Source organism: Amycolatopsis sp. lyj-84, assembly GCF_046549075.1.
Classification (GTDB): Bacteria; Actinomycetota; Actinomycetes; order Mycobacteriales; family Pseudonocardiaceae; genus Amycolatopsis.
In genome coordinates this window covers 86,628-100,374 of the sequence record NZ_JAJPWO010000024.1, presented here as the reverse complement: position 1 = coordinate 100,374, position 13,747 = coordinate 86,628, and the positions used below count along the sequence as shown (strand labels likewise).

Here is a 13,747-nt window from a genome sequence, read left to right as displayed (position 1 = left end):
AATCGGACTGGGACGTCCAAGATGATCGCGGTGTCTTGTGGGGTGAGGACGGTTAGAACCGTCCTCACCACTCACGAGACCCAAGCACTCTTGCCTAACTATACGAACGGTCGTACGTTTAGTTCCCGATCCACTGGAGGGACCCGTGACGTACGCACTCGTCCAAGCCCTGGCGCTCGCCAGGAGCAGGCAGGACATCCCCGCGGCGCTCGACCTGCCGCACCCCGACATGCTCTGCGCCCAATCGGGCGTCTCGGCCGACGCCGTCCGGCGGAAGGTGTTCGGCTCATGACCACGCGGGTGAAGGACGTCGGCGAACTCCGCACGGAGCCGCTCTTCGACATCGTCATCGATCTGCACCCTCCGCTGAACATCGGCGGCGGCCGGGTGCTCTTCGGCGCCGCGGGCGGCACGTTCGAGGGCCCGGAGCTGCGCGGCGAGGTCCTGCCGACCGGCGGTGACTGGGCGACGTTCCGCCCCGGCGGCACGATGGCGCTCGACGTCCGGCTGACCCTGCGCACCCACGACGACGCGCTGCTGCACATGACCTACCACGGCCGCTGGCGGATCCCCGCCGAACTCCGCGCCGAGCTCGCCGATCCCGCGACCCGCCATCTGGTCGACCCGGCCCGGTACTACTTCCGGACGACTCCGTACTTCGAGACCGGCTCCGAGCGCTACGCGTGGCTGAACGACGTCGTGTGCGCGGGTTCGGGCTACCCGGTCGAAGGCGGGATCGCCTACCGAGTCGCGAAGATCCTCTGACTCCAGGCTCCGCCGTGACCCGTGTGCACGATGCGCGAAGCACCATCGGTGCGGAAAAGTGAACGCATGGGCGAGGGGCTGATCGGCGCGAAGGTGACCCGGCAGGAGGACGTCCGCCTGCTCACCGGCCGGGCGCAGTACATCGACGACGTCCGATTGCCGGGGACGCTCGAGGCCGCGATCCTCCGCAGCCCTCATCCGCACGCGCGGATCCTGAGTGTCGACACCACGGCCGCGAACGCCCACCCCGGTGTCTTCGCCGTGATCACCGGCGAAGACGTCGTGTCGAGCACGAAGACACCGCAGCCGGTGATCTGGTCGAACCTGCCGGACATGCGGGTGCCCGAGAACCACGCGCTGGCCGTCGGCAAGGTGCGGTATCCCGGCCAGGGCGTCGCGGCCGTCGCGGCGAAGGACCGGGCGACCGCGGAAGACGCGCTGGAACTGATCGAGGTCGAGTACGAGGAACTCCCGGCCGTCAGCACACTCGAACAGGCGCTCGCGGACGACGCGCCGAAGCTCTACGAAGACTGGCCGGGCAACGTCGCCGGCACCGGAACCATCCCGATGGGTGACGTGAGCACCGCGTTCGCCGAGGCCGACGTCGTGCTCACCGAGTCATTCCGCTTCGCGCGCCAGATGGGCACGCCGATCGAAACCCGCGGCGTGGTGGCGACCTGGGACCCGTTCACCGACCGGCTCGATGTCTGGCTCGCGACGCAGGCGCCCAATCTCGCGCGCGAACTGTTCGGCGAGGTCTTCGGGCTCTCCCTGGACCGGATCCGCGTGCGCACTCCCGACGTCGGCGGCGGCTTCGGCAACAAGTTCGACTTCTACGCCGAGGAGGTCGTCGCGGCGATCCTGTCCCGGTGTACCGGGAAACCGGTCAAGCTCATCGAGGACCGGGCGGAAAGCTTCGTCGCCAACGCGCACTCGCGCGAACAGAAGATCGACGTCGAACTCGCGGCCAAGGACGACGGCACGATCACCGGTCTGCGCGCCACGGTGTACGGCGTCCTCGGTGGCGTGCTCGGGACCGTCGGCCCCAGCCCGTGCTGGACGACGACGGCGCTGCTCACCGGGCCGTACGCCATCCCGAACGTGGAACTGAGCCTGGTCGCGGTGATGACGAACCGGTCGCCGTACGGATCGTTCCGTGGTTACGGCCTGCCGAAGGCGAACTTCGTGCACGAACACCTGGTGGAGCAGCTGGCGAAACGTCTCGGCATGGAAGCGCACGCGGTGCGGCGCAAGAACTTCATCCCGCCGGAGGCGTTTCCGTACCAGAGCCCGGTGTTCGTCTACGACAGCGGACACTACGAAGACTGCCTGGATCTCTGTTTGAAGGCCGTCGAGGAGGCGGGCTGGGCGAAGCGCCGCGGAAACGGTGTCGGCATCGGCTATTCGTTCCACAACGAACTGACCGGGTTCGGGCCGAGCCGGATCATCAACCTTTCCGGCCTGGGGCATTCCGGCTTCGACGAGGAGGTCGTGCGGGTCGACTCGACCGGGCACGTGACCGTCCACACCGGACTGTCCGCGATCGGCCAGGGCATCCACACGACGCTGGCACAGGTGGCCGCGCATACGCTCGGTGTCCCGCTCGACCATGTCACCGTCGTTTCGGGGGACACCGACAGCTGCCCGTACACCGGCTACGGCACGGCGGCGAGCCGCGGGGCGGCCGTCGGCGGCGCGGCCGTGCTGAACGCGTCGACCCGGCTGCGGGCGAAAATCCTGCGGGTGGCGGGCCACATACTGGAGGTCTCCCCCGACGATCTGTCCCTTGAGGACGGTGTCGTTTCGGTGAAGGGCGTGCCGGGCAAGGAGGTCACGCTGGCCGCGATCGGCGATGCCGCGTACCGGCGGCTGAACGGCGTCTGGCCGGAAGACGAGACGCCGACGCTGGAAGAGCGCGAGGTCTACGACCCGGTCAACGTCGCGACCTCGTTCGGCTGCACCGCCGTCCTCGCCGAGGTCGACCGGGAAACCGGTGTGGTGACGCTGCTGGACTACCTGATCGCGCACGACTGCGGCACCGTGATCAACCCGATGATCGTGGACGGGCAACTGCACGGCGGCGCGGCGCAGGCGATCGGCGGCGCGCTGTACGAGGAGCTGGTCTACGGCGCCGACGGACGGCTGGAGACCACGTCGTTCACCGGGTACCTGCTGCCGACCGCGACCGAGATCCCGCCGTTCTCCGTCTCCCATATGGCGACGCCCGCCGAACACGTTCCGGGCGGGTTCAAGGGGATGGGGGAAGCGGGCGTGATCGGCGGTGGCGCGGCGATCGCGCACGCCGTCGGAGACGCGCTGCGCGAGTACGGCGTCGACATCACGTCGCTGCCCATCACGCCGCCACGGCTGCTGGCCGCGATCAAGCGAGGAGCACACCGGTGAAGGCCGCGCCGTTCGAGTACCTCCGGGCCGCGTCGCTCGGCGAGGCCATCGAGGCACTGTCGGGCACGCCGGACGCGCGGGTGCTGGCGGGTGGGCAGAGCCTCGTGCCGTTGCTGAACCTGCGTCAGGTACGGCCAACCCTGGTGGTCGACATCAACCGTGTCGACGAGCTTTCCTTCCTGCGCAAGGAGAACGGACAGCTCGAGATCGGCGCTCTCACCCGTCACAGGGTCCTCGAAACGTCCGAAACCGTCCGGTCCGAAGTCCCGCTGCTCGCCGAGGCGATCGGTTACGTGGGACACCCGGCGATCCGGAACCGGGGCACCCTCGGCGGCAGCCTCGCGCACGCCGACCCCGCCGCGGAACTGCCCGCGGTGATGGTCGCGCTCGACGCCGGATTCACCGCGCGCGGGCCGGAGGGCGAGCGGGTGATCGCCGCGCGGGACTTCTTCCTCGGCCCGCATCGCACGGCGTTGGGCCACGGCGAACTGCTGACCGGGATTTCGGTGCCGTCGCATCGGGGCGGCTGGGCTGTCGAGCAACTGAGCCGACGGAGCCGGGATCTCGCGCTGGTCGCCGTCTTCGCCACCGTGACGCTGTCCGGCGACGTCTGCGAAACCGCGCGGATCGCCATCGCGGGCGCGGGCCCCACGCCGATCCGGGCCACCGTCGCCGAAGAAGCGCTCGTCGGCCGCGCCCTGACGGACGACGTGGTCGCCCTTGCCGCGGAACTCGCCGCCGCGGCGACGGATCCGCCCGACGACCTCCACGCCCCCGCCGACTACCGGCGCGAGATGGCCGCGGTCCTCACCCGGCGGGCGATCACGCGAGCGAAGGAGGGCGCATGATCACGGTCAGCCTCACGGTGAACGGACGGACCTACCGCGCCGACTGCGAACCGCGGCGGACACTCGCCGACTTCCTGCGCCACGACCTGGGCTTCACCGGGGTGCACGTCGGTTGCGAACACGGCGTCTGCGGCTCGTGCACGATCACCCTCGACGGCGCGAGCGCGCGATCGTGCTGCCTGCTGGCGGTCCAGGTGGACGGCGCGGAGATCGTCACCGTCGAGGGGCTGGCCGAGAACGGCGAACTGCATCCGCTGCAGGAATCGTTCCGGAAGCACCACGGGCTGCAGTGCGGTTTCTGCACGTCCGGGATGCTGGCGACGGCGGTGGAGCTGCTCAAGGAGAATCCGGACCCGACGGACGCCGAGATCCGGCAGGGGATCTCGGGGAACCTGTGCCGGTGCACGGGTTACCAGTTCATCGTGGACGCCATCCGGGACGCGGCCAAACGTCCGTGAAGGCCCCTTTCCCTATGCCGAGAGCAGGGAAAGGGGCCTTCACGGACCTTCTGCCGTCAGCCGACGATGTCGATCTCGAACTCCACGTTCGAGCTGTACTCGTAGTCGACCCAGACCGCGCCCGGCAGGGCGTACCGCCGGTGCGACACCGTCTTCGGGTTGAATCCGGGCGCCTGCAAGGGATTCCCGCCGACACCGACCTTGTCGCTGCCCCAGGCGAAGATGTTGCCCTGCCAGACGGGTGAGTCGGTGACGCCGTCGCCGTCGATCCGCGGGCGGACGATGATCGCGGCCGTCTCGCTGCCGGAGAGCAGCAGCCGCACGGACGTGGTGGCCGGGCTGGCCGGAATGGTCCTGCGTTCCATGAGTTCTGTCGTCGCCTTCCGCTTCGGGGCGGCGCCGCCGCCGGTCAAGTGGGCGTTCGTGTAGGACTCGTTGAGGTCGACACTGCTCGCGCGGATGCCGGGGACCTGACCGGCGTCCGAGTACTGGTGCACGTCGTAGCGGCCGGCGGCGGCGTCGGGTTTGGCGCCGTAGCGCGCGATCCAGATCACCAGGTCCGGCACGCCGAACTGGTCGGGGCGCAGCATCTTGGCGAGCGAGTTGTTCATGTAGATACCGGGGCGGAACCCGTGCCCCGCCACGCGATTGCAGAACCTGATCGAGAAGTCTCGCTTGCGGCCGTCGGGGATGTTCGGTGCCCCGGAACCCGGCGGGTTGTCCTCCAGATCGAGCATCGGAACGCAGCCCGTCGCGCCGAGTTTCCGGACCTCGGCGATGAACAAGTCGGCTTGCGCTTCCGGCGACGGACTCGCCTGAGCGAAGTGGTAGCCGCCCACCGGAATCCCCACGGATCTCGCTCCGGCCACGAGCGCCCCGCCGGTGTGACGGCCGCCGTTCGGCAAACCACCGCCATCGGTGAGCTTGACGAAGACGAACGTCACGCCGTGGTTCTTGACGGCCTGCCAGTTAGTAACGGATTGGAAGCGGCTGTAGATATCGATTCCCAGCGCCATCTTTACAGCCTGACGGGTGAACCTGTTGGACAAAAGGGCCTAGTGGGCGATTACTCGTACGTCCGATTCGCCCTTTTGGGCGGCCCCTCCCTGGCCGACTCCGATCACCCGTGCCCGTACTGTGACGGCCATGGCGTCTCGAAGCCCCTTTCGCTGGATGACCCGGTGGGTGGACTGGTTCGAAGAGCGCGGCGTCTACGTCCCGGGCGAGGAGAGCCGCGCGGTCGACCCGATGCGCGATTTCGGCTGGTTGATCGTGGCGTGGGTGTCCGGTCTGGCGATCTTCATCCTGTTCTTCGCCTTCGCCGTTTGACCCCTCCAGGTGTGCCACCGAGGTGACGACTGTCACTAGCCGTACCCTTCCGATCACGGATCGGCCACGGCTGTACACCAGGTGCGCTTCAACCCGGCCGTGCCGCTCCTCTCAGCTGAAGAAGCCAGTCACTCTGGACTCTTCGGCACTAATGACTACCTCGAACGGCCCACCCGCACCGCCGACTGGAGTAACCGCACATGGCGCCCCCGCGCACCCCGAAGTTCTTGATCGCCGCCTGTGCGCTGACGCTGGCGGCCGCGTGCGGGGTCCCGGCACCGGAAAAGGGGGCAGCCGTGCTCGGCGCGGACGCCCCGGCGCAAGGACTGGCCGCGACGCACGCGGAAGGCGACCTCGCGTTCGGCGCCCCGCACCGGTTCGCGAGCGGGGTCACGATCTCCGTGTCCGCGCCGAAGGTTTTCCGACCCAGCGCGTCGGCGTACCCGCAGAGCCCGCGCGCGGTGGCCTTCGGCATCGAGGTGACGAACGCGGGCGACGGGACCTACCGGCTTTCCGGCCTGTCCGTGACCGGTGAGGTCGACGGCGAAAGCTCGTCGGTCAAACAGGTCGTCGACGCGGTGCAGGGCTACAACGGCATCGCGGACGCGGGCAAGGACGTGGCGCCCGGCCGGTCGGTCCACCTGAACCTGGCGTTCGCCGTTCCGGACAAGCCGGTGAAGCTGCGCCTGCAGGTGCGGCCGAGCCCCTCGGAACCCGTCGCCGCGAAGTACTGCGGAAAGGTCTGACGCCGCCGATTCGCTACCGTGTGCGTCATGACCGAGCAGCGACTCTCCCCCGGCGACAAAGCGCCCGACTTCACCCTCCCCGACAGCGAGGGCAACGACGTCAAGCTCAGCGACTTCCGCGGCAAGTCGGTCGTCGTGTACTTCTACCCGAGCGCCGGCACGCCGGGCTGCACGAAGCAGGCCTGCGACTTCCGGGACAGCCTCGCGCAGCTCAACGACGCCGGTTACCAGGTGCTCGGGATCTCGCCGGACAAGCCCGCGAAGCTCGCGAAGTTCGTCGAAGCGGAAGGGCTGACCTTCCCGCTGCTCTCCGACACGGAGAAGACCACCCTCAAGGCGTACAGCGCCTTCGGCGAGAAGAAGAACTACGGCAAGGTCTACGAAGGCGTCATCCGCTCGACGTTCGTCGTCGACGCGGACGGCAAGATCGCGGTGGCGCAGTACAACGTGCGCGCCACGGGGCACGTCGCGAAGCTTCTGCGGGACCTCTCGCTGGCGGCGTAAAGCCTCGTGAGTGGTAAGGGCGGTTCTGGCGGACCCGCGTTTGCCTGCCCACTGGATCCCGATGCCATCTCGGTGGGCTTGTTCTGGTTGCCGATGTGGGCGAGCGGGGAGGATTGGGGACGTTCAACGTCCGGAATCCTCCCCGCTCGACGGGTACGGGGAGTGGCCCAAGAGAACCGGAATACACCTCGACGATGAAGGATTTGGGACACTCGACGTCCCGATTCCTTCACGCTCGACCATGCCGCCGCTGCCACTTCGCATGTGCGCTGGTCAGGTGTGGGTAGGCAAATACCCGGTCCGTTCTAACCGTCCCTACCACTCACGAGAACTCAACCGGCCAGCTTCCGCAGCTCTCCCACCAGCGCCCGCAGAGCCTTCCCTCGATGCGAAGCGCCGTCCTTTTCGGACGGGTCCAGCTCCGCCGAGGTCCGCGTGCCACCTTCCGGCACGAAGATCGGGTCGTAGCCGAATCCGTTGGTACCACGGCGTTCCCGGATCAGCGTGCCGCGCCATTCCCCGCGCACCACGGTCTCGTCGCCCCCGGGGACGACCAGCGCCGCCGCGCAGACGAACGCCGCGCCCATGCGCTCGTCGGGGGTGTCGGACAGTTGCGCCAGCACGAGGTCCAGGTTCGACTCGTCGTCGCCGTGCTTGCCCGACCAGCGCGCCGAGAGCACACCCGGCATGCCGTTGAGCGCGTCGATGGCGATGCCGGAGTCGTCGGCGATCGCGGGGAGGCCGGTCGCGGCGGCCGCGTCCTGCGCCTTCGCGAGCGCGTTGCCCTCGAAGTCCGGGGCGGTTTCGGGTGCTTCGGGGAACTCGGGGACGTCGGCGAGGCCGATGACCTCGACGCCCTCGATCCCTTCCGCCACCAGGATGCGCCGGAGTTCGCCGAGCTTCTTCGCGTTGCGGGTGGCCAAAAGCAGCTTGGTCACTTCGCGCCCTTCTTCTTGTCCGGCCGCGGCTCGGGCAGCTCGCCGGGGTACGGCAGCGCGAGCGCCTCGGTCTGCAGGCGGGTCAGCTCCTCGCAGCCCGCGAGCGCCATGTCCAGCATGGTGTCCAAAGTGGACCGCGCGAAGGTGGCGCCCTCACCGGTGCCCTGCACCTCGATCATGGTGCCCGCGTCGGTGGCGACGACGTTCATGTCGACCTCCGCGCGCGAGTCCTCCTCGTAGGGCAGGTCGAGGCGCACGCGGCCGTCGACGACGCCCACGCTCACCGCGGCCACCGAGGACGAAAGCGGCTGCGGGTCGGCGAGGCGGCCCGCGGCGCCGAGCCAGGTGACGGCGTCGGCGAGCGCGACGTAGCCGCCGGTCACCGCGGCCGTGCGGGTGCCGCCGTCGGCCTGGATGACGTCGCAGTCGATGACGATCGTGTTCTCCCCCAGCGCCGCCAGGTCGATGCAGGCGCGCAGGGACCGGCCGATCAGCCGGGAGATCTCGTGGGTACGGCCGCCGACGCGGCCCTTGATGGATTCGCGGTCGCTACGGGTGTTGGTCGCCGACGGCAGCATCGCGTACTCGGCGGTGACCCAGCCGAGGCCGGAACCGGCCCGCCAGCGGGGGACGCCTTCGGTGACGCTCGCCGCGCACAGCAACCGGGTGTCGCCGAACTCGATCATCACCGAACCCGCGGGCCACCGCTGGAAGCCACGGGTGATCTTGATGTCGCGAAGCTGGTCGTCGTTCCTGCCGTCTTTTCTCGCCACGGCCGTCACTCTAGAACCCCGCGTCAGATGTCGTAGACGGCGCCCTGCTCGACCAGCTCGGCGGCGGGGAACGCGACGGCCGCCTCGGCGAGGACGGCCTCACGGTCGGTCCAGGGCGCGACGTGGGTGAGCAGCAGCCGCCCCACCCCCGCCTTGCGCCCCAGTTCTCCCGCTTCCTTGCCGGACAGGTGGACGCCGGCCGGCCGGTCGGGCGAGTCGGTCCAGGACGCTTCGGACAGCAGGACGTCGACGCCGGCGGCCAGATCGGTCAAGGTGTCGCAGACGCCGGTGTCCCCGGTGTAGGCGAGGGTCTTGCCGCCGTGCGCGAACCTCAGCCCGAACGCCGGGGTCGGGTGGTCGACCGGGACCGCGGTGACCTCGAACGGCCCGATCCGCATGGGCTCGGTCCGCAGGGCGTCGAAGGCGAAGACGTCGGACAGATCGGTGATCGCCCGCTCCTCCTCGTTCGCCGCGTAAGCAAGGGCGAGCCGCTCGTGCACGTCCGACGGCCCGTACACCGGCAGCCTGCGCGGCCTCGCCGGATACGGCGGCGCGGGGTGGTAGCGCCGCAGCACGGTGAGCGCGCTGACGTCGGCGCAGTGGTCGGGGTGGAGATGCGAAAGGATCAGCGCGTCCAGATCGAACGGGTCGCGCAAGGCCTGCAGCCTGGCGAGTGTCCCGTTGCCGAGTTCGAGCCCCAGGACGAACCCGTCCGCCTCGATCAGATAGCCGGACGCGGCGGCGTTGGGCCCGGGGATGCTGCCTGAGCAGCCGAGGATCGTGAGACGCACTGTGACACCTTAAGCACGGAATCGGCGATTTTACGCACTGGTGGGAGCCAGCACACCCGGAGCGAAACCCATGAACCGCTGAGCGAGTCTGGTGAACGGCTCGGCGGATCCGGTGGCGACGAACTCGTGCCGCGGCGGGGTGTCGCGCTCGGCGAGGAGATCGTCCTCGGTGAGGACGCGCACGAGGTCACGCGCGGTCTCTTCGGCGCTGGACACCAGCGTGACGTCCTGACCCATGACGATCTGCAGCACCCCGGACAGCAACGGGTAGTGAGTGCAGCCCATGACGAGGGTGTCGACCTGTGCGTCCAGCAGTGGTTCCAGGTAACCCTGTGCGAGCCCGAGCACCTGGCGCCCGGTGGTGATCCCGCGTTCGACGAAGTCCACGAACCGCGGGCACGCGACGCTGGTGATCTCGACGTCCTGAGCGGCGTTGAAGGCGTCGTCGTAGGCGCGGGACCGGACGGTACCTTCGGTGCCGATGACGCCGATCCGGCCGGAACGCGTGGCCGAGACGGCCCTGCGCGCGGCCGGGAGGACGACCTCGACCACGGGGACGTCGTAGCGCTCCCTCGCATCGCGCAGACAAGCGGCGGAGGCGGTGTTGCAGGCGATGACCAGCGCCTTCACCCCGCCCTCGACGATGTCGTCCAAGGCCTCGAGCGCGTACTGGCGCGCCGTCGCGATGGGAAGCGGACCGTACGGGTTGCGGGCGGTGTCGCCGACGTAGCGCAACTGCTCACCGGGCAACTGCTCCAGGATCGCCCTGGCGACGGTGAGCCCGCCCACTCCGGAATCGAAGACGCCGATCGGGGCGTCGGCGCTCGGCTTGGTCACCCGGCGAGGTTACCGGCACCGCCGGGAGTCCCGTTTGAAGAGGCCTGCCTGGCTCGCGTCTTGTCCATCCTCGCCACCACCCAGGCCGCGAAGATCCCGGACAGCGCGCCGAACAGGTGGCCCTGCCACGAGACGTTCGGATCGCCCGGCAGCAGTCCCCAGAGCATTCCGCTCCAGATGCCCAGCAGCAGGACGGCGACCAGAATTTGCCCGGCAGAACGGTTGAAGATGCCCCTGACCAGCAGGAACGCGAGCCATCCGAAGGCGACGCCGGACGCTCCCACGGTCACCGTGCCACTCGGCGCGATCAGCCAGACGCCGAGACCCGACAGCACCCAGATGATCGCGGTCACCAGCACCCACCGGCCGATGCCCGCCGCCATCGCGAGGAAGGCGAACACCAGCACCGGGACGGTGTTGGAGAACAGGTGTCCCCAGCCGGAATGCAGCAACGGCGCCCAGAGCACGCCGTCGAGATCGGAGACTTCACGGGCGACGATGCCGCCGCTCTGGTCGAGGTCGGCGGGCAGCACGACGTCGACCAGCTCGACCAGGTAGAGCAGCGCGGTGAAGGCCAGCGCCACGATCACGGCGGCCTTCGGGTTCGGCGGCAGGACGCGTTTGGCCGGGTCAGTACCGGACGACTCGCTCGCCGGGACCGGCTGGGAAGGCAAAGTGGTCACCTCCCCAGGCTACGACGGGGATCGGCGAGATCGCCTCCGTGAGAACCCTGAATTGTCGGTAGGGGGTACTACGGTCGCTCGCATGGGGATGCCTTCTTCCGAGCACGTCGACGTGCCGGTCTACCTCGCGCGACTCGGCCTCGAGCACGAGCCGCCGGGCCTCGGCGCGCTTTTCCGGCTGCACGCGGCCCATGTGGAACGGGTGCCGTACGAAGATTTCGAAGTCCAGCTGGGCCGGGTGACGTCGCTGGATCCGGCGGTGTCGTTCGGCCGGATCGCCGCCGGTCGCGGTGGCTACTGCTATCACCTCAACGGCGCGTTCTCCGCCCTGCTGACGGCGCTCGGCTACCAGGTCACGCGGCATCCGGGTGGGGCGCAGATGCCGGGCGACCCGGCCGGGATCCATCTCAACCACCTGCCGCTGACGGTGTCCGGGCTGGCGGAGGCACCGGAAACGGGCTGGTTCGTCGACGTGGGGCTCGGCGACGGCATCCACGAGCCGATCCCGCTGCTCGAAGGCGAGTACAAACAGGGGTCGCTGGTGTTCGGCATGCGGGCCTCGGAGGTCACCCCCGGCGGATGGCGGTTCGACCACGATCCGCAAGGCAGCTTCCTGGGGATGGATTTCGCGCCCGAGACGGCCGTGATGCCGGACTTCGCCGAGAAGCACGTCGAGCTGTCCACGTCCGCGGATTCCGGCTTCGTCCGCACACTCGTGCTGCAACGCCGGGACGCCGATGGCGTGGACTCGCTGCGCGCGCTGACTTTGAGCCGTCTGCCGGGCGGCAAGACGGTGCTGGAGTCACCGGCCGAGTGGTGGACGGCGATCGAGGACGTCTTCGGCGTGCCGCGCGCCGGATTCACCGGTGAAGAACAGGACAGGCTGTGGCGGCAAGCCTTCGCGCAGCACGAACGTCACTTGGCGGCAGGGAGCGAGATCTTGCCGAGCGCGTAGTCCACGGACGCTTCGGCGTGCAGCCTGGTGGTGGGGAACGTGGGCACCGGGCTGTCTTCGGGGCCGACGAGCAGTTCGATCTCGGTGCAGCCGTAGATGACGCCCTCCGCCCCCGCCTCGACGATCCGCGAGATGACCTCGCGGTACCGCTCGCGCGACTCGTCGGTGACGACGCCGTGGACGAGCTCGTCGTAGATGACCCGGTGCACCGTCTCGCGATCGGCCTCGTCCGGCACGAGCACGTCGAGCCCGTGCGCGGCGAGGCGTTCGCGGTAGAACGGCTGGGCCATGGTGAAACCGGTGCCCAGGAGCCCGACGCGCCCGAGGTTCGCGGCTTTGATCGCGGTGGCCGTGGTGTCCGCGAGATGCAGCAGCGGAATGCCGAGGCCGTCGGTGAGCTGGTCAGCGACCTTGTGCATCGTGTTGGTGCACAAGACGACGAAGTCCGCTCCGGCGGCTTCGAGGCCGCGCGCGGCTCGGTTCAGTTCCCGGCCGGCGTCGTCCCAGCGTCCTTCGGCCTGCATCGCTTCGATTTCGGCGAAGTCCACGGAGTAGAGCACGGTGCGCGCGGAGTGGTACCCGCCGCGCAGCTCACGGACGCGCTCGTTGACCAGCCGGTAGTACTCGGCCGACGATTCCCAGCTCATCCCGCCCAGCAACCCGATGACCTTCATGCCCGCCATCGTGCCAGCGCCCCGCGCGCAATGAAGGGGACTTTCATTGCGAAATTTGCAATGAAAGTCCCCTTCATTGCAGCCAGGGGTCAGGCCCAGAGCTGCCCGTCGAGCCTCTCGGCAGCTTCGTCGAGCGACCCGGAGTAAGCGCCCGTAGAGAGGTACTTCCACCCCGCGTCCGCGACCACGAAGGCCACGTCGGCGGGCTTCCCCGAAGCGGCGGCCTTCTCGGCGACGGCCAGCGCCGCGTGCAGCACGGCACCGGTCGAGATCCCCGCGAAGATGCCTTCGTGCTCCAGCAGCTCACGTGTCCGGCGAAGCGCGTCGTAGGCGCCCACGGAGAAGCGGCCGTTGAGCACGCTCGCGTCGTAGAGCTCCGGGACGAACCCCTCGTCGAGGTTCCGCAGGCCGTACACGAGCTCGCCGTAGCGCGGCTCGGCCGCGATGATCTGCACGTCCGGCTTCGCCTCGTGCAGGTAGCGCCCGACCCCGACCAGGGTGCCGGTGGTGCCGAGGCCGCCGACGAAATGCGTCAGCGTCGGCAGGTCCTTGAGCAGTTCGGGCCCGGTGCCGCGGTAGTGCGCTTCGGCGTTGGCCGGGTTGCCGTACTGGTAGAGCATCACCCAGTCCGGGTTGGCCTCGGACAGTTCCTTCGCCCGGCGCACGGCCTCGTTGGACCCGCCGGCGGCCGGGGAGAAGACGATCCGCGCGCCGTACGCCTGCAGCAGTTGCTTGCGTTCGGTGGAGGTGTTCTCCGGCATGACGCACACCAGGCCGTAGCCCTTGAGCTTCGCGGCCATGGCGAGCGAGATCCCGGTGTTGCCCGACGTCGGCTCCAGGATCGTGGAGCCGCGCCGGAGCTTGCCCTCGCGCTCGGCGGCCTCGATCATCGCCAGCGCGGGGCGATCCTTGATCGAACCGGTCGGGTTGCGGTCCTCCAGCTTCGCCCACAACCGCACGTCGTGGGTGGGCGAAAGCCGGGGCAGGCCGACCAGCGGGGTGCCGCCGAGCGTGTCGAGCAGCGACTCGAAGCGAGCCATGGA

General features: G+C 69.1%; 17 protein-coding genes. 9 read left to right on the top strand and 8 right to left on the bottom strand.

Annotation, left to right across the window (positions count from 1 at the left end; all coding sequences use genetic code 11):
• Positions 1-145 precede the first annotated feature (145 nt).
• From ACLJRM_RS42620 to ACLJRM_RS42600, 5 genes are all read left to right on the top strand, one after another.
• Complete coding sequence (locus tag ACLJRM_RS42620; RefSeq protein WP_410666284.1) at positions 146-292, top strand: hypothetical protein; 147 nt, start codon at positions 146-148, stop codon at positions 290-292.
• Positions 289-765, top strand: coding sequence for a DUF3237 domain-containing protein (locus tag ACLJRM_RS42615; protein ID WP_101610174.1), 477 nt, complete (start codon positions 289-291; stop codon positions 763-765). Before ACLJRM_RS42620 ends, ACLJRM_RS42615 begins: the two co-directional genes overlap by 4 nt.
• Positions 766-831: 66 nt before the next feature.
• Complete coding sequence (locus ACLJRM_RS42610) at positions 832-3,168, top strand: xanthine dehydrogenase family protein molybdopterin-binding subunit (RefSeq protein WP_410666283.1); 2,337 nt, start codon at positions 832-834, stop codon at positions 3,166-3,168.
• On the top strand, positions 3,165-4,016 hold the full coding sequence (locus ACLJRM_RS42605; RefSeq protein WP_410666282.1) for an FAD binding domain-containing protein: 852 nt from the start codon (positions 3,165-3,167) through the stop codon (positions 4,014-4,016). Before ACLJRM_RS42610 ends, ACLJRM_RS42605 begins: the two co-directional genes overlap by 4 nt.
• Complete coding sequence (locus ACLJRM_RS42600; RefSeq protein ID WP_410666281.1) at positions 4,013-4,474, top strand: (2Fe-2S)-binding protein; 462 nt, start codon at positions 4,013-4,015, stop codon at positions 4,472-4,474. Before ACLJRM_RS42605 ends, ACLJRM_RS42600 begins: the two co-directional genes overlap by 4 nt.
• A gap of 56 nt (positions 4,475-4,530) precedes the next feature.
• Here ACLJRM_RS42600 and ACLJRM_RS42595 read toward each other — a convergent pair whose 3' ends face one another.
• Positions 4,531-5,490, bottom strand: a complete 960-nt coding sequence (locus ACLJRM_RS42595; protein ID WP_233222984.1) for a glycoside hydrolase family 25 protein — start codon at positions 5,488-5,490, stop codon at positions 4,531-4,533.
• A gap of 130 nt (positions 5,491-5,620) precedes the next feature.
• On the opposite strand from ACLJRM_RS42595, the gene ACLJRM_RS42590 reads away from it, so the two are divergent.
• From ACLJRM_RS42590 to bcp, 3 genes are all read left to right on the top strand, one after another.
• Entirely contained in the window at positions 5,621-5,803 is a 183-nt protein-coding gene (locus ACLJRM_RS42590) for a hypothetical protein (protein WP_101610178.1), read from the top strand.
• Between the two features lie 200 nt (positions 5,804-6,003).
• Entirely contained in the window at positions 6,004-6,549 is a 546-nt protein-coding gene (locus tag ACLJRM_RS42585) for a hypothetical protein (RefSeq protein WP_101610179.1), read from the top strand.
• Between the two features lie 27 nt (positions 6,550-6,576).
• The gene (bcp, locus tag ACLJRM_RS42580) at positions 6,577-7,053 is read left to right on the top strand and encodes a thioredoxin-dependent thiol peroxidase (RefSeq protein ID WP_410666280.1); all 477 of its coding nucleotides are present in this window, start codon (positions 6,577-6,579) and stop codon (positions 7,051-7,053) included.
• A 332-nt stretch (positions 7,054-7,385) separates the two neighbouring features.
• On the opposite strand, the gene rdgB is transcribed toward bcp, so the two are convergent.
• From rdgB to ACLJRM_RS42555, 5 genes are read right to left on the bottom strand one after another with little or no spacing between them, the layout of a single operon-like run.
• Positions 7,386-7,991 carry an RdgB/HAM1 family non-canonical purine NTP pyrophosphatase gene (rdgB, locus tag ACLJRM_RS42575; RefSeq protein WP_410666279.1) on the bottom strand — a complete coding sequence of 202 codons (606 nt, stop codon included), beginning with the start codon at positions 7,989-7,991 and terminating at the stop codon, positions 7,386-7,388.
• On the bottom strand, positions 7,988-8,764 hold the full coding sequence (gene rph / locus ACLJRM_RS42570; protein ID WP_410666278.1) for a ribonuclease PH: 777 nt from the start codon (positions 8,762-8,764) through the stop codon (positions 7,988-7,990). The genes rdgB and rph overlap by 4 nt, the downstream gene beginning before the upstream one ends.
• 23 nt (positions 8,765-8,787) lie before the next feature.
• The gene (locus tag ACLJRM_RS42565; RefSeq protein WP_101610182.1) at positions 8,788-9,555 is read right to left on the bottom strand and encodes an MBL fold metallo-hydrolase; all 768 of its coding nucleotides are present in this window, start codon (positions 9,553-9,555) and stop codon (positions 8,788-8,790) included.
• A 30-nt stretch (positions 9,556-9,585) separates the two neighbouring features.
• Entirely contained in the window at positions 9,586-10,392 is an 807-nt protein-coding gene (gene murI / locus ACLJRM_RS42560; RefSeq protein ID WP_093937632.1) for a glutamate racemase, read from the bottom strand.
• Complete coding sequence (locus ACLJRM_RS42555; protein ID WP_101613469.1) at positions 10,389-11,066, bottom strand: rhomboid family intramembrane serine protease; 678 nt, start codon at positions 11,064-11,066, stop codon at positions 10,389-10,391. The genes murI and ACLJRM_RS42555 overlap by 4 nt, the downstream gene beginning before the upstream one ends.
• Before the next feature lie 91 nt (positions 11,067-11,157).
• On the opposite strand from ACLJRM_RS42555, the gene ACLJRM_RS42550 reads away from it, so the two are divergent.
• Complete coding sequence (locus ACLJRM_RS42550; RefSeq protein WP_410666277.1) at positions 11,158-12,030, top strand: arylamine N-acetyltransferase family protein; 873 nt, start codon at positions 11,158-11,160, stop codon at positions 12,028-12,030.
• On the opposite strand, the gene ACLJRM_RS42545 is transcribed toward ACLJRM_RS42550, so the two are convergent.
• The gene (locus ACLJRM_RS42545) at positions 11,991-12,704 is read right to left on the bottom strand and encodes an aspartate/glutamate racemase family protein (RefSeq protein WP_410666276.1); all 714 of its coding nucleotides are present in this window, start codon (positions 12,702-12,704) and stop codon (positions 11,991-11,993) included. The genes ACLJRM_RS42550 and ACLJRM_RS42545 overlap by 40 nt on opposite strands.
• Before the next feature lie 89 nt (positions 12,705-12,793).
• Complete coding sequence (locus ACLJRM_RS42540; RefSeq protein WP_410666275.1) at positions 12,794-13,744, bottom strand: PLP-dependent cysteine synthase family protein; 951 nt, start codon at positions 13,742-13,744, stop codon at positions 12,794-12,796.
• Between the last annotated feature and the right edge of the window lie 3 nt (positions 13,745-13,747).

Excerpts from the sequence above, each read along its gene's own strand:
- ACLJRM_RS42615 (WP_101610174.1), top strand. The coding sequence starts at position 289 with ATGACCACGCGGGTGAAGGACGTCGGCGAACTCCGCACGGAGCCGCTC.
- ACLJRM_RS42610 (WP_410666283.1), top strand. The coding sequence starts at position 832 with ATGGGCGAGGGGCTGATCGGCGCGAAGGTGACCCGGCAGGAGGACGTC.
- ACLJRM_RS42600 (WP_410666281.1), top strand. The coding sequence starts at position 4,013 with ATGATCACGGTCAGCCTCACGGTGAACGGACGGACCTACCGCGCCGAC.
- ACLJRM_RS42595 (WP_233222984.1), bottom strand. The coding sequence starts at position 5,490 with ATGGCGCTGGGAATCGATATCTACAGCCGCTTCCAATCCGTTACTAAC.
- ACLJRM_RS42590 (WP_101610178.1), top strand. The coding sequence starts at position 5,621 with ATGGCGTCTCGAAGCCCCTTTCGCTGGATGACCCGGTGGGTGGACTGG.
- ACLJRM_RS42585 (WP_101610179.1), top strand. The coding sequence starts at position 6,004 with ATGGCGCCCCCGCGCACCCCGAAGTTCTTGATCGCCGCCTGTGCGCTG.
- bcp (WP_410666280.1), top strand. The coding sequence starts at position 6,577 with ATGACCGAGCAGCGACTCTCCCCCGGCGACAAAGCGCCCGACTTCACC.
- ACLJRM_RS42550 (WP_410666277.1), top strand. The coding sequence starts at position 11,158 with ATGGGGATGCCTTCTTCCGAGCACGTCGACGTGCCGGTCTACCTCGCG.
- ACLJRM_RS42545 (WP_410666276.1), bottom strand. The coding sequence starts at position 12,704 with ATGAAGGTCATCGGGTTGCTGGGCGGGATGAGCTGGGAATCGTCGGCC.
- ACLJRM_RS42540 (WP_410666275.1), bottom strand. The coding sequence starts at position 13,744 with ATGGCTCGCTTCGAGTCGCTGCTCGACACGCTCGGCGGCACCCCGCTG.